This is a genomic window from Acidovorax sp. DMC1, from assembly GCF_056314325.1.
In genome coordinates, this window is the sequence record NZ_JBQUYO010000004.1 from 250,447 (window position 1) to 269,160 (window position 18,714).

Below are 18,714 nucleotides of genomic sequence, written 5' to 3' on the forward strand. Positions count from 1 at the left end.
TAGCTTGCGCTGTGTGCTGACGAGGGCGTCAGGCCGTACCGCCCACCGTCAGACCTTCGATGCGCAGCGTGGGTTGCCCCACGCCCACGGGCACGCTCTGGCCTTCCTTGCCGCAGGTGCCCACGCCGCTGTCCAGGCGCATGTCGTTGCCGATCATGGTCACTTTCTTGAGCGATTCAGGGCCACTGCCGATGATGGTGGCGCCCTTGACGGGGTACTGGATCTTGCCGTTTTCCACCCAGTACGCCTCGCTGGCCGAGAACACGAACTTGCCCGAGGTAATGTCCACCTGCCCGCCCCCGAAGTTGCTGGCGTACAGGCCCTTCTTGATGCTGGCGATGATTTCTTGCGGGTCCTTGTCACCGCCCAGCATGTAGGTGTTGGTCATGCGGGGCATGGGGATGTGGGCATAGCTTTCGCGCCGGCCATTACCCGTGGGCGCCACGCCCATCAGGCGAGCGTTCAGAGAGTCCTGGATGTAGCCCTTCAGGATGCCGTCCTCGATCAGTACGTTGCGCTGGCTGGCGTGGCCTTCGTCGTCCACATTCAGCGAACCTCGGCGGTCGGCAATCGTGCCGTCGTCCAGCACCGTGACGCCCTTGGCCGCCACACGCTGGCCAATGCGGCCGCTGAACGCGCTGGAGCCCTTGCGGTTGAAGTCGCCTTCCAGCCCGTGGCCAATGGCCTCGTGCAGCAGGATGCCGGGCCAGCCCGAGCCCAGCACCACGGTCATCTCGCCCGCCGGGGCGGGGCGGGACTCCAGGTTGACCAGGGCCGCATTCACGGCCTCGTCCACGTATTTACCCATCTGCTCGTCGTCGAAATAGGCCAGGCCAAAACGACCGCCGCCGCCTGCAGAGCCCATCTCGCGGCGACCGTTCTGCTCGGCAATCACGGTGACGGACAGCCGCACCAGGGGGCGCACATCCGCCGCCAGCGTGCCGTCGGCGCGCGCTACCAGCACCACGTCGTATTCACTGGCCAGCCCGGCCATCACCTGTGCCACGCGCGGGTCCTTGGCGCGGGCGCGCTGCTCCAGCCGCTCCAGCAGCGCCACCTTGGCCGTGCTGTCCAGCGAGGCGATGGGGTCCACGCCCGGGTACAGGCTGCGGCTCGCCGCTACCTTTTTGGGAGCTACTCGCGCTTTACCTGCCTGCGCTGCAGCCGAAATAGACCGCACGGTGCGGGCCGCATCCAGCAAAGACGCCTCGGAGATGTCGTCCGAATACGCAAAGGCAGTCTTCTCGCTACTGACGGCACGCACTCCCACGCCCTGATCGATGCTGAAGGAGCCGGTCTTGACGATGCCTTCCTCCAGGCTCCAGCCTTCGCTGCGGGTGTACTGGAAGTACAGGTCCGCATCATCCACCTGGTGGGTGCGGATTTCGGCCAATGCGCGGGCAAGGTGGCCTTCGTCCAGGCCAAAAGGGGTCAGCAGCAGTTCACGGGCAACATCGATGCGCTGGCTGGTGGCCGCACGCTGGGGCGCGGCAGTGGTGGAGCGGAAAGTCATCAAAGCATTTTAGGCGCCTGACCAGCCCTTGCCCGGGTAGAGCCCACATGCCCCTATGTGCACCCGGCGCACCTTCAGCACCGCCCACCACGTCAGGTGGCCGTCTGGTCGTCAAGCACGGCCTCGGCCGCATGGGCCTGCACCGACTCAATGCCCTCGTCCCGGGCCTTGGCACCGGAATACATCTGGCTTTGGCCAATCACCTGGCCGTTGGCGGCTTTCAAGGTGAAATACGGCGCACCGTTCTTGGCGCTGAGCCGACCAAAACGACCATCGTTCGGGGCATTTTTGCGCACCGCTTCGATGCCGTTCAGCGCGCTGGCGCGGGACTCGTACATCTCGCTGGTCAGGATGACCTGGCCGTTGGCGGCCAGCAGGTTGAAAACAAACTTGTCGTTTTTCGACTTCTTGAGCTCAAACTTCGCCGCCATAGGAAACCCTCCGGATGCTGAGCGACCAAAACACAGTTGGCCAGCCGGTTTGTACCCCGAGGGCGTGCTGCGGGCAACCGCCTGCACAAGGCCCTACAGCGCGGCAGGGAGAGGGTCCTTGGTTTCCTGCTTCTGGGACCGCGCCACCGACATCAGGATGCCCAGTGCCAGCCCCAGGGTGACCATGGCCGTGCCGCCATAGCTGATGAAGGGCAGGGGCACGCCCACCACCGGCAGAATGCCGCTGACCATGCCCATGTTCACAAACGCGTAGGTGAAGAAAATCATCGACACCGCGCCCCCCATGAGGCGACCGAACAAGGTGCTGGCCCCTGCAGCAATGGCCAGCCCGCGCCAGACCAGCAGCAGAAAGCACACCAGCAGGAACAGGTTGCCTGCCAGGCCAAATTCTTCGGAATAGGCGGCAAAGATGAAGTCGGTGGTGCGTTCGGGGATGAACTCCAGGTGGGTCTGCGTACCCGCCATGAATCCCTTGCCCCACAGACCGCCCGAACCAATGGCGATCATTCCCTGGATGATGTGGAAACCCTTGCCCAGCGGGTCGCGGGTGGGGTCCAGCAAGGTGCAGATGCGCTGCTGCTGGTAGTCGTGCAGCACCACCCAGCGCACGCCATCCGCGCACAGCTGGTCGCCCAGCAGCACCAGGGTAGCGATGCCCACACCGCCGATCAGCACCGGGGGCAGGATCAGCTTCCAGGACAGGCCCGCAAAGAAGATTACCGACAGCCCCGCCGCCAGCACCAGCAGCGAGGTGCCCAGGTCAGGCTGCTTCATGACCAGGCCCACCGGAACGGCGAGCAGCAGGCCCGCAGCCGCAAAGTCCAGCGGGCGCAGCGTGCCCTCGCGCTTCTGGAACCACCAGGCCAGCATCAGCGGCATGGCGATCTTGAGGATCTCACTGGGCTGGATGACGATGCCCACGTTGATCCAGCGCGTCGCCCCTTTTTTGGTGATGCCAAACAGCGCCACCGCCACCAGCAGGGCCACGCCGGTGAGGTACAGCGGCACGGCACAGGCCATGATTTTCTGGGGGGGTACCTGGGCCACCATGAACAGGATGGCCCCTGCGATGAGCATGTTGCGCCCATGGTCCACAAACCGCGTGCCGTGGTCATAGCCCGACGAATACATGGCCAGCAACCCGGCGCTGGCCAGCATCAGAACCAGCAACAGGAGGGGGAGGTCAAAGCCCCGGAACAGGGGCGCCAGACGCTGGACGAGCGTGGGCTTTTCAAAAACGACGGCCATCCCCCGATTATCGGGCGGATGCCGCACACCAGAGCAGCCCACGCCCCTGCAGGGACATCGCGAGCCGCAGCCCTACCCCGCCTGCCGGAAGGCCATCACCGCCTGGTTGCGCAGGGTGCGCAGCAGGCCCAAGGCCTTGTCGTCCACCACAATGCCGCCCGGCGTGGCCTGGTCGGCATAGATGAGGGCAAAGGGCTGCCCCTTGATCTGCAGCGGCAGCAACAGAAACGACGGCGCATTGACGCCCTTGCGGTACCACTCGGGCAGGCGCGCCTGCATGCGGGGCTCGGTAGCGTCGTTGATCAGGGTGTCGGCGCCGCGCAGGCACACGGCGGCAAACAGGTCGCCCTGGGCCTTGAGCGGCACCTTGAGGGCCCGGACCGCCCCCTCGCTGCCCTCCCCCAGGCCAAAGCGGCCGGTCAGCATGTCGGTGCGGGCCTCGCGCAGGCAAAACACCATGCGCCGAAAACCCAGGGCGCGGAACATGGTCTCCAGGATCATTCGCAGCACATCGTTGAGCTGAAAACTCTCGACCATCGCGTTGGTGATGTCTTGGATGCCTGCCGCCAGCACTTCATTGACCTGCGCTACCGACACTGCGCCACCCGCCTGGGATTCGAGCACGGCGGGCAGGGGCTGCGTTTCTGTCACCCGCAACTCGTGGGCGCCGAGGGCATCGTCGGGTGCGGCTTGCGCCCCGGCGGCCGGGGGCAGCTTGAGCAGGCGGGCCGCCGGCGTGTCGGGGTCCACGCGCAGGTCCAGCGCCTCGGCCAGCGCCACCAGCTTGTGCCGCGCGCGCAGCGTCGCGTCAGCAATGGCCTCGGCCGACAGCGCCAGCGTGCGGGCGTAGCGTGTGCCCACCTGTCCCAGTTGTCCCTCTAGCTGGGCGGGCTCGCTGAACAACAGGGCACTGGCGACCTCATTGGCCGCCATGGCGGCCCAGCGCAAACGCTCCACGCCCTGCTCGGGCGCACGCTGCATGGGCGAGCCCAGGGGCTTGCGCATGCAGCGCTGCAGGCTGTCGGGCAGGCCCCAGACGCGCGCCACGCCCACACCCAGGTCTTCAAACCCCAGCCCCAGCACCTGGACGGATGCGGCCTCCTCGCCCCCTTCCAGCCGCCCGGACGCCACCAGGCTGCGCACCTGCCGCGCCTCTTCGGGAAAGTAGAACTCGCACAGCATGCGCCCCAGGTTCTGGAACATCGCGCCGATGAAGGCCTCTTCGGCCGCCTGGCTGGTGCTGCACAGTTCGGCCGCGACCGAGCCCGCCATCATGGCGCGCAAAAATTCCTCGCGCATCTGGCTGGCATGGGCCTTGTCCTGCATGTGGTCCAGCAGCACCAGGCTCAGCGCCATGTTGCGCACCGCATTGAAGCCCACCAGACTCACTGCGCGCGACACGGTGCTGATGGTGCCCCGGCTGGCGTGGGCGTAATGCACGCTATTGACCAGACGCAGCAGCTTGTTGGTGAGCGCCACGTCTTTCAGGATTTCGTGGGTCAGGTCGCTGATGCTGTCGTCTTCCGAGTTGGCCACCCGCTGGATGCGCGCCACCGAGTCCGACAAGGCCGGGAAGTCGCTCTTGTGGCGCATGCGCCGCAGCAAAAAGTCCAGCGTGGCGTTGCTGGCAGCCGATGGCGCACTGGCCGGTGCCGCCCAGGCGCGCAACGCATCCCGAAAATCCGCCGCCGTGGCGTAGCGCTGCGCCGGGTCACGCGCCATGGCCCTTTGCAGAATGGCGCGCAGGCCATCGTCCACGCCGGGGCCCAGGTCGGCGGGCAGGGCCAGGTTTTCGTTGGCAATGCGGTACAGCGCTTGCCAGGTGTCCTTTTGGTGGATGAGGGGGCGCCCGGTCAGCATCTCGATGAGCACCAAGCCAGCGGAATACACGTCCATCGCGGGGGTGGGCGCGGCGCCCGCCGCCGCCTCCGGTGCCATGTAGGCGGGCGTGCCGCTCGCCAGTTGCGCATCCGGTGCGGCCTGCACAGGGGCCGCCATGCCAAAGTCCATCACCCGGGCGTGCCGGTGCGCATCGATCATGATGTTGGACGGCTTGAGATCGCGGTGCACGATGCCCGCCTGGTGGGCGGCATGCAAGCCATCAAGCACATCCACCATGAGCGCCACGGCATCGTGGGGCGTGCAGCGCCCCTGCTGGGCCAGGTGCTCGGCCAGCGTGCTTCCGGGCACGTACTCGAACACGATGTAGGGCTGCGCGCCTTGCACATCGGCCTCAAACACCGGCACGATGTAGGGGTGGGCCAGACGCCCCACGTGGCGGGCCTCGCGCAGCCACTGCTCCAGCACGGAAGGGTCCTGGTCCTGCATGGGGCGCATCAGCTTGATGGCCACCTCGCGCTGCAGGCGCGGGTCCAGCGCCAGCCACACGGTGGCCTGGGCGCCCCGGCCCAGCTGCTTCTTGAGTTCAAACCGCCCCAGCGACGCAGGCGGCTTGTCGCCTGATCCGAGCGCCCATCGTCTGGCAGTGGAAAGCGGGGCAAAATCGGTCATGGTGCGGGTAGCAAAACCAGGCGCCGCACGGTGTGGCGCCCTGGTGCACACATCTTATGCCTGCGCCAGCCCGGTTAAAGCAGTGATTCCCCTGCCCCGATCACTTTCTGTCTCATGACCACCACCCACCTGCTGTACCTGCACGGTTTTCGCTCGTCCCCCTCGTCGGCCAAGGCGCGCCAGACTGCGGCCCACGTGGCGGCCCACCACCCCTCCGTGACCTTCTGGTGCCCGCAGCTGCCGCCATCGCCCCGTGCCGCCATGGCGCTGGTGGCGCAGGGCATTGCCAGCTGGCCCCGGCATTCGATGGCCGTGATTGGCTCGTCGCTGGGCGGCTTCTATGCCAGCTGGGTGGCGCAGCACGCGGGTTGCCCCAGCGTGATACTCAACCCCGCTGTGGACCCGGCACGCGACCTCGCCCGCTACATCGGCGAGCAGACCAGCTGGCACGACCCGAGCGAGCGCTTTTATTTTTTGCCGGAGTACATTGAAGAGTTGCAGGCCCTGGACATGCGGGCCCGCCCCGCTGCCGCCCGCGAACTGGCCCTCATTGCCAAGGGCGACGAAGTGCTGGACTGGCGCGAGATGGTGGGGCGCTACCCGCAGGCCGAGCAAGTAGTGCTGGAGGGGGGCGACCACGCGCTGGGCGACTATGGGGACTACCTGCCGCTGGTGAGCCAGTTCCTGCAACTGGCCTGAACGGAACGCGCGGCAGCCATCCGTTGCGCCTCCGGTCAGGGCTTCAGGTGGGACGAAATCCGCCGCCCCTGCTCGCGCCAGCGCTCATAGTCCGCCGGGTACGCAGCACGGTATCGCTTGAGGTGAAACGCCGCCTCGTCGTCCAGCCCCAACATCGTGGCGCTTTCGATCAGCGGCTCGATCACCCGGGGCTCGGGCGAGAAGTGCAGCAGCTTGTTGGCCACGCCAAAGACTTGGCCCGCATTGCTGGGTGAAAGCTCGATGGTGGTCAGCAGCGCAAAATCGACCTGATCGGTGAAGAAAGGGGTGTTGCCCACCTTGCGAACGGTGTCCTGGCGCAGGGAGGGTGGCCGGTCGGCCAGCGGCCGGTACAGCTGGCTGACGCGGTAAAAATCCCAGCCCACATAGGCCGCGATTGCCAGCGCGCCCACGATGATGGCGGCCGCACCCTGGCGCGCTGCCAGCGAAGTTGCCCAGCCGGGCAGCTGCCAGCGCCACAGCAACGCAACGGCCAGCACCGTGACCAGCTGGAACGGCCCGTACCACAGCGGAAACTCCAGCAGGCTGTGCAGCCCCACCAGCGCCAGCACTCCCCAGGCCAGTTGCCGCGCCGGATCGGTCTCGCGCCAGGGCTTTTCGCGAAGCACCCACACCACCACGGCGGCGCAAAAGATCAGCGCCACCGGCACGCCCAGTTCCACCGCCAGGTGCAGGGGCAGGTTGTGGGCGTTGTCCAGCAGCACACAAAACCGCTCCCCCGGGAACACGGTGACGTAGTGCGCGTAATCCAACTCCCCCCAGCCCCAGCCCGCCCAGGGCTTTTGCGCGATCAGGTGCAGCACATTGGCCCACAGCACACGGCGGCTGGTGCAGCCCGGCTCTTCGTCGAGGATGCGCACAAACAGTCCGTCCGATGCAAACCCGGTCCAATCCAGCAGCAAGCGAGGCAGCAGCCAGGCCGCTGCGCCGTACAACACCAGCCCCACCAGTCCCAGCCCCAGGATCAGGCGCCCCCACGACACGCGCCAGCAGAACATCAGCCCCAGTATCAACAGCCACTGCACGGCCCCGGTGCGTGAGGCCGTGGCCGCGCTCGACATCGCCAGCAACGCCAGCCCCCAGGCCACCAGCAACCCCGTCAACCACCCGGGCCAGGCCCTCCCTCCCTGCACGGTGGTGGCAATGCCGGGGTGGTCCAGACGTGCCTGCATCTGGGCCAGGCCCCACAGCAGCGCCCAGACGCCCAGGCTCAGCAGCGTTGCCTGCTGGTTGCGCTGGCGCAGGTTGCCGATGGCCTGCCCGAGGGTAGAGGGCTGCACGCCGGGCAGGCCGGGGTCCCCCACAAAATACTGCAGCAGCCCGATGACCGCACTGGCCAGCGCTGCGACCAGAACCCCGGTGGCCAGCATCCGGCTCGACACCAGGGCGGGCCCCCCCCCGGTCTCCCCCTCCTGATCCCGCCCCAGCGAACTGCCGCAGCGAGCCAGGGCCAGCAACACCAGCACCGCGCCGCAGCCCCAGGACGCCAGCAGGGGCCAGAAGTTGTTGATGGGGGCCTGCGTGAAGCAGAACAGGAACGGCAGCGCCAGTGCCAGCAGAGTCAGCGGCGTGGCCATGGTGGCAAAGGGCATGGGATGGCAGGTAGGGGCAAAAAGGCGCGCCGTGGATCATATGCGCCGCCGCCCGGGCGCCCGCTGGCGCCCATGGGACAATCGCCGCCATGCACGCATTGTTTGAAGAAGCCGGCAAATTTCTCGCCGGCCGTATCCTGTCCGAAGCCGATACCTCCGCCCAAGTGGAGCTGGACTCGGGCAAACGGGTCAAGGTCAAGGCCGCCCACATCCTCCTGAAGTTCGAAAAACCCGCCCCGGCAGAACTCATCGCCCAGGCCCAGGCCGTGGCGGAGACCATTGAACTGGACCTGGCCTGGGAATTCGCTCCCGAAGACGAATTCGGCTTTGCCGACCTGGCGCGGGACTATTTCTCTGAGAACGCCACCCTGGCCCAGCAGGCCGGTGCGCTGTTCCGTCTGTACGACGCACCGCACTACTTCCGCCGCGCAGGCAAGGGCCGCTTCAAGAAGGCATCGGCCGAGATCCTGCAACAAGCCCTGGCCGCCATCGAGAAGAAAAAGGCCATCCTCGCGCAGATCGACGAGTGGGCAGCGCAACTGGGCCGGGGCGAATGCCCGCAGCCCATCCGCGACCAGCTCTACAAGATTCTGTTCAAGCCCGACAAGAACGCGCCCGAGTACAAGGCCGTGGTTGAGGCCAGCCGTGCCACGCACACCGCGCCGCTGGACCTGCTGCAAAAGGCGGGCGCCATCGACTCCGCTTACCAGTTCCACTGGAAGCGCTTTTTGTTCGAGAACTTCCCCAAGGGCACAGGCTTTCCGGCAGTCACTGCACCGGTCATTGCGGACGAGCTGCCGCTGTCGCCCGCGCAGGCCTACTCCATCGACGACTCGCAGACCACCGAGATCGACGACGCGCTGTCGGTGCAGGGCCTGGGCACCGGCACCGTGGTGCTGGGCATCCACATCGCCGCACCGGGCCTGGCCATCCAGCCCGGCAGCGCGATTGACCAGCTCGGCCGCGCCCGCCTGTCCACCGTGTACATGCCGGGCTACAAGATCACCATGCTGCCCGACGACGTGGTGCAAACCTACACGCTGGACGAAGGCCGCGCCAACCCAGCCGTGTCGCTGTACGTCACCATCGACGAAGCCACGCTGGAGTTCAAAGGCTCCGAGACCAAGCTGGAGCGCGTGCACGTGGCCGCCAACCTGCGCCACGACCAGCTCGACAGCGTGGTGACGGAAGAATGGCTCACCAACCCGGCGTTTGAGCACCAAAACGACCCCAAGCGCTTGTCCGAATTGCGCCCGCAGCTATCGTTTTTGCACCGCCTCGCCAAGGACCTCAAGGCCCGCCGCGAAGTCGTGCGCGGCAAGCCCGAGAACTTCAACCGGCCGGACTACAACTTCCGCCTGGTCGGCAACAACGGCGCCGAGCCCACGGGCGACGAGCAGGTGCAGATCAGCGTACGCCAGCGCGGCGCGCCGCTCGATCTGATCGTGGCCGAGGCCATGATCGTGGCCAACAGCACCTGGGGCAGCTGGATGGCCGAGCTGGGCGTACCCGGCATCTACCGCAGCCAGGCCAGCATGGCGCCGGGCGTGAAGGTGCGCATGGGCACCAAGGCGCTGCCGCATGCAGGCATCGGCGTCAAAGCGTATTCGTGGGCCACGTCACCCCTGCGCCGCTACACCGACCTGGTCAACCAGTGGCAGATCATTGCCTGCGCCCGCCACGGCAAGACCGCTGCGCTGGCCGCGCCCTTCAAGCCCAAGGACGCCGACCTGTTCTCCATCATCAGCAGTTTTGACGCGGCCTACAGCGCCTACAACGGCTACCAGGCGGGCATGGAACGCTTCTGGACGCTGAAGTATGTGGAGCAGAACGGCATCACCGAGCTGAACGCCACCGTCTTCAAGGAAGGTCCGGGCGGCAGCTTCCTCGTCCGCGCGGACGACATTCCGCTGGTCTTCCCCGTGCTGGGCGCGCAGAACCTGCCGCGCGGCGCGCGCCTCAAGGTCAAGCTGGGCGAGGTGGACGAGATCACGCTGGATATCCACGGCACCGTGATCGAGCGCCTGGACGACCCCGCAGACACCAGCGACGATGGCCCCGTGGATGATGCCGAGGACGACGACACCGTGGCCGGCCCGATTGCGATTGCGGTGGATGTGAACGAGGCCCCCGCCGACGCCGCTGCAGCGGCCCCCACCGCTTGAAGCCCCGGACAGCCCCCTGATAATTGCCGGCGATGAAACTCCCTGCCTTCCTCCGCACCTTCAGCACGCTGCAGCTGGCGCTGGGCGTCTCCATCGCCGTGCATGCTGCGCTCATCTCGGTGCGCTTCATCGACCCCGAGGGCTTCAACCGCGTGTTCCAGGACACGCCACTCGAAGTCATCCTGGTCAATGCCAAGTCCAACGAGCGCCCCGACAAGGCCCAGGCGATTGCCCAGGCCAACCTGGCGGGCGGTGGCGATGCAGAGAAGGGCCGGGCCACCAGCCCCCTGCCGTACACCGCGCTCACCACAGTGGGTGACGACTACGAAGAAGCCCAGCGCAAGATGGACGCGATGCAGGAGCAGCAAGCCCAGCTGCTGGCCCAGCTGCGCAAACAGCTAGCCACCATGCCCGTGCCCGATCCGCGCCAGGCCAGCCAGAGCGCCGAACAGGCCAGCGAGCAGGAAAAGCGCCGCCAGCTCGTCAAGCTGCTGGCCGAGATCGAAAAGCGCATCAACGAAGAAAACTCGCGCCCCAAGAAGCGCTACATCAGCCCCGCCACCCGCGAAGAGGCCTATGCCATTTATTACGACGCGCTGCGCCGCAAGGTGGAAGACAAGGGCACCGAGAACTTCCCCGAACAAGGCGGCCGCAAGCTTTATGGCGAGCTGACGATGATCGTCACCGTCAACCACGACGGCCGTGTGCTGGGCACCGAGATCGTGCAAGGCTCGGGCAACAGCACACTGGACCGCCGCGCCGAAGCCATTGCCCGCGCCGCAGGCCCGTTTGGCGCCTTCGATGCCGAGATGCGCAAGAAGGCCGACCAGATCGCCATGGTGGCGCGCTTCAAGTTCACCCGCGACCAGACCCTGGAAACCGTGGTGAAGTAACTGCCCGGCGGGGGGTAGCAACGAGGCGTGCCAAGCAGGCCTCCGAGCCCACCCACCCGCCCCACAGAACACACCGCAAGGCCGCCCGTACCGCCAGCCCCACGCAGCCCTAGCCACTCCATGACATCCCCCGCCTCCCCTGCCGACCTGTACTGCGTGATGGGCAACCCCGTGGCCCACAGCCGCTCGCCTGCCATCCACGCCCGTTTTGCCGAGCTGACCGGCGAACACATTGCCTACGAACGCCGCCTGGTGCCCATGGACGGTTTTGCCCAGGGCGTGCGCGCGTTTGCCGCTGAGGGCGGGCGCGGCTGCAACGTCACCGTGCCCTTCAAGACCGAAGCGCCGGGCCTGGCCACCGAATGCAGCGAGCGCGTGCAACTGGCGGGTGCGGCGAACACCCTCACCTTCCGCGCCGACGGCAGCATCTACGCTGACAACACCGATGGCCTGGGCCTGGTGGCCGACATCACGCGCAACGCGGGCGTGTCGCTGGCCGGGCGCGATGTGCTGCTGGTGGGCGCCGGGGGCGCCGCCGCAGGTGTGTTGGGCCCGCTGTTGCTGGCGGGGGCCCGCCACATCACTGTGGCCAACCGCACCCTGGCCAAGGCGCAGGCGCTGGTGCAGTCGCACAGCGCCTTGGCTGCGCTACAAAAAGCAGAGCTGTCAGCGCAAGAACCACTAGCGCTATCGGCCCATTTCGATGTAATCATCAACGCCACGGCCAGCAGCCTTTCTGGCGGCGGCATCCCGGTGCCCGCCAGCGTGCTGCGCCCCGGTGCCCTGGCCTACGACATGATGTACGGCCCCGCAGCACAGGGCTTCCTCGACTGGGCCCGGCAGCACGGCGCCGTGCCCCGTGACGGCCTGGGCATGCTGGTGGAGCAAGCCGCCGAGGCTTTCTTGCTGTGGCGCGGCGTGCGCCCGCCCTCGGCCCAGGTGATGCGCGAAATGCAGCAATCTGCCACCGCCTGACCCCCGGGGACGCCACGATGAAAGCCGTGCTGCGCTGGCTGGGACTGCTGGTGATCGCCTTCGTGGCGCTGCAGCTGTTCTTTGTGCTGCGCATTGCCGCCATGGCAGCCATCAACCCCGAGTCCACCACCTTTCAGCGGTCCGAAGCCTGGACGCTGCTGGCCAGCAAAGGCCATGTGCCCTGGCGCCAGCAATGGGTTCCGTACGCCGACATCTCTGACCACCTCAAACGCGCGGTGATCGCCTCGGAAGACGATGGTTTTGTGAACCACGATGGCGTGGACTGGAACGCCATCGAAAAAGCCTGGGAGCGCAACGCCAAGGCCGAAGCCCAGGCCAGCAAGGCGCAGGCCCGGGCCCCCGAGCGCCCGGTGCGTGCCCCCAAGATCCGGGGGGGCTCCACCATCACCCAGCAGCTGGCCAAGAACCTGCTGCTGTCGGGCGAACGCACGCTGCTGCGCAAGGGGCAGGAGTTCGTGCTCACGCTGGCGCTGGAGCAGTTGCTCTCCAAGCAGCGCATCCTAGAGATCTACCTCAACAACGTGGAATGGGGCGAGGGCGTGTTCGGCGCCGAGGCGGCCGCGCAGCACTACTTCCGCAAAAGCGCCAGCCGCCTGAGCACCGCCGAAGCTGCACGCCTGGCCGTGATGCTGCCTGCGCCCAAGCGCTTTGAGAAAACGCCCGGGTCGGCCTACCTGGCCGGGCGCACGCGCACGATCCTGGGGCGCATGGGCGGCGCGGAGTTGCCCTGAACGTCACCCACCGCTAAGCAGCGCGCCTTATCGCCCCTGCGGCGCATCGCGCCGCTGCAGCCACAACGCAGACGTCCCCTTCGGTCGCAACGTCACTTGAAACCGGGGCGCTCCCACTGCGCCCCCCACCGGTAGCCGCACCGTGTAGCGCTGCAACCGCATCGCCGCCAGCAGCGTCATCTCCAGCATCGCAAAGTGCTGGCCAATGCACACGCGCGGCCCCAGGCCAAACGGAATCCACGCGCCCCGGGGGATGGGTGGAGCGCCGTCCAGAAACCGCTCGGGCGCAAAGCGGTCCGGCTCGGCAAACCAGCGCGCATCGCGGTGCAACACCCAGGGGGTGATGCGCAGCATGGCGCCCTGGGGCACCGGCACGCCGCCCAGCGTGATGGGCGCGGTGGTGCGGCGGCTCATCAGCGCGGCAATCGGGGGATAGAGGCGCAGCGCCTCTTTGAGCGTGGCGCCCAGCCAGGGCAACTGGGCCAGATGCTCGGGGCCGGGGGTGCCGCCCTGCAACACGGCATCGACCTCGGCCTGGGGGCGCAGTGCGGCCTCGGGGTGCTGGGCCATGAGCAGGGTCCACCACAGCAGCGTGGTGGCGCTGGTTTCGTGCCCGGCCTGGAAGCTGACGATGCACTGGTCAAACACCTCTTGTGCCGACAAGGCCTCGCCCGTTGACTCATCACGCAAAGCCAGCAGCATGTGCAGCAGGTCTGAGCGGTCCGGGGCACCGGGTGCGGCCACCTCGGCCTGGCGGGCGTGGATGTGGCGCCAGACCAGCCCCTTCAGCGACCGGATGGCGCGCCGCTTGGCAGCCTTGCCCGGCAGGGGCAGCCAGTCGGGTAGCGTGAAGGGCATGAACATTTCGTGGAAGGCGGCTTCTGACAGCGTCTGCGTGGCCAAGGCGGCTTCGCGCGCATCGGCCTGCGCCGAGGTGCTGAACAGCGTGCGCAGGATCACGTCCATGGCCACGTCCGTCCACAGCGCATCCACGGCCACCAGCGCACCGGGCTGGCCCGGGGGCACCGCCGCGTCGAGCGCGCTGCGGGCAGCATCGGTCATCAGCTGCGCGTAGCCTGCCACCCGCTTGGGCGTGAAGGCGGGCATCAGCATCCGGCGCTGGCGCTGCCAGGTGTCGCCTTCGGTCACCAGCACGCTCTGGCCAAACACTTCCTCGAACACCTCCATGCCACGCTCCCAGCGGATGAGCTGGTCGGCATGGGTGACGAGCGCCTCGCGCACCAGATCGGGGTGCATCAGGTCCCACGCATCTTCGTACCCTAAACGCATGCGGGTGAGGTCGCCATGCTCGCGCTGCAGTTGGGTGACAAAGCCCAGGTAGTCAGCGCGCATGGCGCGCAGCAGGGGCAGGCCCCACCAGCGGGTTCGCGGGCCGCGTGGCGTTGCAGGCGTGGTGGGAGGAGTGGGAGAAGCAACAGACGAGGTGGTGACTGTGGGCGAGTTCATGCCCCACATGCTGCAGCGCAGCGACGACTTGGTATTGAACGATTGCGACAGCCCCCGTCGCCTACACTCGCGCCCCATGGCAAGCTTGGCCCCCCTCTCCCCACGGCACCCCGCCGGGCTGATCCCCTCGGGCGAGCTGTGGCTGCCGCGCCCCAGCCTCACGGCCTGCGTGCGAGCTGCCATCGCGCGCAACACGGTGGGCCACACACTCAGTGACGCGCAACGCATCAACCGCTTTCCGGCGTCCCCCTTGTGCAGCTTGAGCTGGTGGTTTGAAGGTCGCAGCGAGGCCCTGGTGGCCGAGCGCCCCGACTCCATGCCCACGGAGCACAGCCCGCGCGAGGCCTACCCCGGCCGCTGGGTGCTGGCCGGCCCGCAGACCCGCCCCACCTCCAGCTACTGCGCCGGGCCCACACACGCCATGATGGTGATGTTCATGCCCGACGCGCTGCACCAGCTCACCGGCGTGGACCCTGGGGCCCTGACCGATCGCATGGTGGACGCGCAATCGCTGTTGCCGCCCGACTGGCTGGCGCTGTGCGAAGCGGTGCAGAACCTGCCCGACAACGCGGCCCGCCTGCAGCACCTGGAAGATTTTCTGGAGCCCCGCTGGCAGGCCTGCCGCCCCGCACAATCCTTGCCCACACAGCGCTACGGCGACTGGGCTGCACACCTCGCACAGCGCGCTGCCCTGTCCGCCCCCGGCCGCAGCCTGCGCCAGTTGGAGCGGCGCATCAAGCGCTGGGCCGGACTGCCCCTGCGCGAGCTGCGCGGCTTTGGCAAGGCCGAGCAGGCGTTCTTCGACACCATCGCGACCGAGGCTGCGCAGGGCTCGGTCAAGTGGGCCGATGTGGCAGCGGGCGCCGGGTTCTCCGACCAGTCGCACCTGTGCCGCGTCACGCGCCGCATCACCGGCTACGCACCGCAGGCGCTGTACGACGGCATCTATGGCGACGAGGCGTTCTGGGTGTACCGGATCTGGGTGTAGGGCAACAACGCGGAGCCCACCCGGGGTGCGGTCCCACTCACGGGATGTGCGTTTCCTGGAAGGTCACCCGGCGCCGCTGCGGGTCGAAGAGACCGCCCTCGGGCAGCACATGCATGCGGATATCCGCAGCCTTGGCCATGGGGCCGTCGTCGTCCACGATCTGCGCCCGGCGGGCGTCAAAGAGCTTGACGTAGTAGTTGCCCAGCACCTCCCACAGGCCGTCCGGGCGCACCAGCAGGGCAGTTTCCTCGTCGATGCCCACACCGATCAGCTGAGGGTGGTCCAGCACCGCGCTGATGAGGCGGTTGTAGCGGGCGCGGTGCATGAAATGCTGGTCCACGATCGCCCCCCGGAAGAGGCCGAAACCGGGTGCCAGCTCCTTCATGCCCCGGGCGATGTTGACCTGCTCTTCTTCGTCGGAGTTGCGCGGCGCCCGCCATTTGCCGGTGAGCATCAGCCGGCTCATGACCGAGGCCCCGGCCGACGTTCCGCCCACCACCGCCCCGGCCACGTAGCGCGACTCGATGGTCTGCAATGCGCGGGTGCCCACCAGCAGCGTGGACAGGCGCGACTGGTCGCCGCCGGAGAACCAGAATCCCGTGAAGCCCTCCAGCATCTGCACCACGGCAGCGCTGTTGGCCTCGCCGGGGCGGATGTCCACCACCTGCGCAAACGCGCCCAGGCGGCTGAAGTCGCGGGCCACTTCCAGGGCCTCCTCGTCCGACTTGGAACTGGCCATGGGAAACACGGCAATGCGGGCGTTCTCTGCCCCGGCCAGCGCCACAAACCGCTGCTGCACGCTGACAGGCGTTTCCCCGCCTCCCACGATCAGCAAGTGGCCCTGCGGCCGGACAAAGAGCCGCAAGACGGCCGCCAGCCTCGCCGCATTGGCAGAGCCCGCCTGTGCCGACTGGGGCTGCGCTGCCAATGGCGCTGCGGGCGGGGTGGGCACGGTGGTGGCGCCGGGCAAGGCGGGAGATGCGACCGGAGAGGCGGGCGCGGCCACCCAGGGCGCCCCCGCCGTGGCGGGCTGCGCCTGGGCGAAATGCATCCCCCACAGGCACGGCAGCAAAGCCGCCGTCCACGCCATAACGGAGCGTCGCCCCAAGGGGCGCAGGCACCGGCGCAGCAACAACACAATGTCTAGAACCATGGGCTCACGGAAGGAAAAGGGAAGTAAAAACGCAAGGCGCTCCGCCCAGTATGGCGGGGTGGAGCGAGCTGGCACAAGGCAATCACGGCCGCGCAGTCACCGGCAGCGGCCCGGACACCAGCACACCAAGGCACCGGGCCAGATAGGCGCCGCGGCGCACAAAACAAGGTGCGAAGGGGAAAGGAATCGATGGATTCTAGGCAAACGCTGCTAGGCACCCTCTGCACGAGTCAGCGCGCCGTGTACATCTGCGGGCTCGGGCGGTCTGCGGCGTTGCAAATACTCGCAATAGCTACGGCTATTGCTGCGTTTTGCGCCTTGCAGCCCATCCCGATCCGCAGTGCCCACTTGCCGCTCGATTCGTGCAGAGGATGCCTAGCGCTCCTGCGCACACCGTTTGGCAAAGCGCATCGAAGCCTGCCCGTATCATCCCCGCCATGCTTGCCAAGTTGATGAGTTTCCTTCTGCTGGGGATCGTGCGGTTTCTCACCGGCTCCCAAGCCCGCTGGTATGGCTGTCCGCCCAAGGCCGAGCAGCGTATCTACTTTGCCAACCACCAGAGCCATGCCGACATGGTGCTGATCTGGGCGGCGTTGCCCGAGGAGCTGCGCAGCATCACGCGGCCGATTGCCGCCAAAGACTACTGGACCAAGACGCCGTTCCGGCAGTGGATCACCACCGCCGTGTTCAACGCCGTGTATGTGGACCGCCAGGCCACGCCCGCTCGGCCCGCAGCGCCCGTGGCCGCCGATCCCACCGTGACCCAGGCCGCCGCAGCCGATGCCGACACGGCATCTGCCGGGGGCCCAGACCCCTCGCCCGAAGCGCCCCCCCGCGCACCCACACCCGAAGAACTGCGCGCCGCACTGCCCGAATCGGACCCGCTGGCCCCGCTGGTGCGCGCGCTGGAGAGCGGAGACTCCATCGTGATCTTTCCGGAAGGCACGCGGGGCCATGGCGACGAGCCCCAGGCCTTCAAATCCGGCCTGTTCAAACTGGCGCAGATGTTTCCGCAGGTGGTGCTGGTGCCCGCCTGGATCAACAACGTGCAGCGCGTGATGCCCAAGGGCGAAGTGGTACCGGTGCCCATCCTCTGTTCGGTGACCTTTGGCGCGCCCATCCAGCTCGAAGCGGGTGAAGAGCGCCGCCCGTTCCTCGACCGCGCGCGCCGCGCCGTCATTGCACTGCGGGAAGTCTGACCATGACCCGCGCGAAGCCCCTGAACTTGCCGAACGCTGCGCCCTGGAGCGCGCGCTGACATGAACCAATTCCTGCGCAACCTCACCGCCACCCAGCAGATCGGGGCCTTGTTCCTGGTCGTGTTCGGCATCCTGTCCATCGTCACCGTGTGGGCCTTTGTGCGCAATCTGCGCGAGCACCCGAGCGACGACCCCGAAGCCGAAGCCCAGGCCCTGGAGGCCCGGCGGTTCTGGGGGCTGCTCAAGACCTCCTGGGTCATGGCCACGGTGTTCTGGGTGGGCTGGGTGCTGGGCGAGACGGTGGCCACCGTGCTGTTCGCCATCGTCGGCTTTTTTGCGCTGCGCGAGTTCATCACCCTGTCGCCCACACGCCGGGGCGACCACCGCAGCCTGGTGCTGGCGTTCTTTGTGGTGCTGCCCCTGCAGTTCTGGCTGGTGGGCAGCAAGCACTTCGACCTGTTCACGGTGTTCATCCCCGTGTATGTGTTCCTGGCGCTGCCGGTGGTGAGCGCACTGGCCAACGACCCCCAGCGGTTTCTGGAGCGCAATGCCAAGCTGCAGTGGGGCATCATGGTCTGCGTGTACGGCATGAGCCATGTGCCCGCGTTGCTGCTGCTCGACTTTCCGGGCTACCGCGACAAGGGCGCGTTTCTGGTGTTCTTCCTGGTGTTTGTGGTGCAGACGTGCATGCTGGTGCAGCACCTGCTGGGACGGCGCTTTCCGCACAAGCCGGTGGCACCGCAGGTGAGCCAGAGCTTTCAGTGGACCAGCTGGCTGGCCGGCGTGGCCGCCGGCGGCCTCGCGGGCGGGCTGCTCACTTTCATCACCCCCTTCAAACCCGGCCAGGCGCTCGGCATGGCGCTGCTGGCCTGCGTGGCGGGCAGCCTGGGGCACCTGGTGATGAAGGCATTGAAGCGCGACCGGGGCATCACCAGCTGGGGCATGCAGGGCATGTCCGTCACGGGTGCGGGGGGGCTGCTCGACCGCGTGGATGCCCTGTGTTTTGCGGCGCCCGTTTTCTTCCATTCGGCACGCTGGTACTTCGGTTTGTAGAACAATCGACCGGTA

Annotated in this window: 15 protein-coding genes; 8 read left to right on the forward strand and 7 right to left on the reverse strand. The window is 67.4% G+C overall.

Annotated features, from left to right (window positions below; translation table 11 throughout):
- Positions 1-28 precede the first annotated feature (28 nt).
- From tldD to ACT531_RS11245, 4 genes are all read right to left on the reverse strand, one after another.
- Complete coding sequence (gene tldD / locus ACT531_RS11230) at positions 29-1,513, reverse strand: metalloprotease TldD (protein ID WP_476017468.1); 1,485 nt, start codon at positions 1,511-1,513, stop codon at positions 29-31.
- A 92-nt stretch (positions 1,514-1,605) separates the two neighbouring features.
- Positions 1,606-1,944 (reverse strand): YegP family protein, encoded by a 339-nt coding sequence (locus ACT531_RS11235; RefSeq protein WP_110960228.1) that lies wholly within the window; start codon positions 1,942-1,944, stop codon positions 1,606-1,608.
- A 93-nt stretch (positions 1,945-2,037) separates the two neighbouring features.
- Entirely contained in the window at positions 2,038-3,213 is a 1,176-nt protein-coding gene (rodA, locus tag ACT531_RS11240; protein ID WP_209818162.1) for a rod shape-determining protein RodA, read from the reverse strand.
- Between the two features lie 72 nt (positions 3,214-3,285).
- Entirely contained in the window at positions 3,286-5,724 is a 2,439-nt protein-coding gene (locus ACT531_RS11245) for a protein kinase domain-containing protein (protein ID WP_476017469.1), read from the reverse strand.
- Between the two features lie 114 nt (positions 5,725-5,838).
- Here ACT531_RS11245 and ACT531_RS11250 point away from each other — a divergent pair, with 114 nt between their 5' ends.
- The gene (locus tag ACT531_RS11250; protein WP_291443741.1) at positions 5,839-6,423 is read left to right on the forward strand and encodes a YqiA/YcfP family alpha/beta fold hydrolase; all 585 of its coding nucleotides are present in this window, start codon (positions 5,839-5,841) and stop codon (positions 6,421-6,423) included.
- 35 nt (positions 6,424-6,458) lie between these two features.
- Here ACT531_RS11250 and ACT531_RS11255 read toward each other — a convergent pair whose 3' ends face one another.
- Positions 6,459-8,054 carry a Wzy polymerase domain-containing protein gene (locus ACT531_RS11255; RefSeq protein ID WP_476017470.1) on the reverse strand — a complete coding sequence of 532 codons (1,596 nt, stop codon included), beginning with the start codon at positions 8,052-8,054 and terminating at the stop codon, positions 6,459-6,461.
- 89 nt (positions 8,055-8,143) lie between these two features.
- On the opposite strand from ACT531_RS11255, the gene ACT531_RS11260 reads away from it, so the two are divergent.
- The 4 genes from ACT531_RS11260 to mtgA all read left to right on the forward strand — a co-directional run bounded on the left by ACT531_RS11260 (position 8,144) and on the right by mtgA (position 12,839).
- Positions 8,144-10,219 (forward strand): ribonuclease catalytic domain-containing protein, encoded by a 2,076-nt coding sequence (locus tag ACT531_RS11260; protein ID WP_476017471.1) that lies wholly within the window; start codon positions 8,144-8,146, stop codon positions 10,217-10,219.
- 32 nt (positions 10,220-10,251) lie between these two features.
- On the forward strand, positions 10,252-11,112 hold the full coding sequence (locus tag ACT531_RS11265) for a TonB family protein (RefSeq protein ID WP_116747920.1): 861 nt from the start codon (positions 10,252-10,254) through the stop codon (positions 11,110-11,112).
- Between the two features lie 120 nt (positions 11,113-11,232).
- Positions 11,233-12,087 (forward strand): shikimate dehydrogenase, encoded by an 855-nt coding sequence (aroE, locus tag ACT531_RS11270; RefSeq protein WP_476017472.1) that lies wholly within the window; start codon positions 11,233-11,235, stop codon positions 12,085-12,087.
- Between the two features lie 17 nt (positions 12,088-12,104).
- The gene (mtgA, locus tag ACT531_RS11275) at positions 12,105-12,839 is read left to right on the forward strand and encodes a monofunctional biosynthetic peptidoglycan transglycosylase (RefSeq protein ID WP_060986032.1); all 735 of its coding nucleotides are present in this window, start codon (positions 12,105-12,107) and stop codon (positions 12,837-12,839) included.
- A gap of 27 nt (positions 12,840-12,866) precedes the next feature.
- On the opposite strand, the gene ACT531_RS11280 is transcribed toward mtgA, so the two are convergent.
- A complete protein-coding gene (locus ACT531_RS11280) occupies positions 12,867-14,306 on the reverse strand; it encodes a cytochrome P450 (protein ID WP_476017473.1) in 1,440 nt (479 codons plus the stop codon).
- A gap of 76 nt (positions 14,307-14,382) precedes the next feature.
- Here ACT531_RS11280 and ACT531_RS11285 point away from each other — a divergent pair, with 76 nt between their 5' ends.
- A complete protein-coding gene (locus ACT531_RS11285; RefSeq protein ID WP_476017474.1) occupies positions 14,383-15,294 on the forward strand; it encodes a helix-turn-helix domain-containing protein in 912 nt (303 codons plus the stop codon).
- Between the two features lie 37 nt (positions 15,295-15,331).
- Here the strand turns inward: ACT531_RS11285 and ACT531_RS11290 are convergent, their stop codons facing one another.
- Positions 15,332-16,345, reverse strand: coding sequence for a cyanophycinase (locus ACT531_RS11290; protein ID WP_476017475.1), 1,014 nt, complete (start codon positions 16,343-16,345; stop codon positions 15,332-15,334).
- Positions 16,346-16,884: 539 nt separating this feature from the next.
- On the opposite strand from ACT531_RS11290, the gene ACT531_RS11295 reads away from it, so the two are divergent.
- Both ACT531_RS11295 and ACT531_RS11300 read left to right on the forward strand, forming a co-directional pair.
- Positions 16,885-17,646, forward strand: a complete 762-nt coding sequence (locus ACT531_RS11295) for a lysophospholipid acyltransferase family protein (RefSeq protein ID WP_476017476.1) — start codon at positions 16,885-16,887, stop codon at positions 17,644-17,646.
- Between the two features lie 60 nt (positions 17,647-17,706).
- Positions 17,707-18,699: a phosphatidate cytidylyltransferase gene (locus ACT531_RS11300; protein ID WP_110960240.1), complete on the forward strand. Its 993-nt coding sequence runs from the start codon at positions 17,707-17,709 to the stop codon at positions 18,697-18,699.
- The last annotated feature ends 15 nt before the right edge of the window (positions 18,700-18,714 follow it).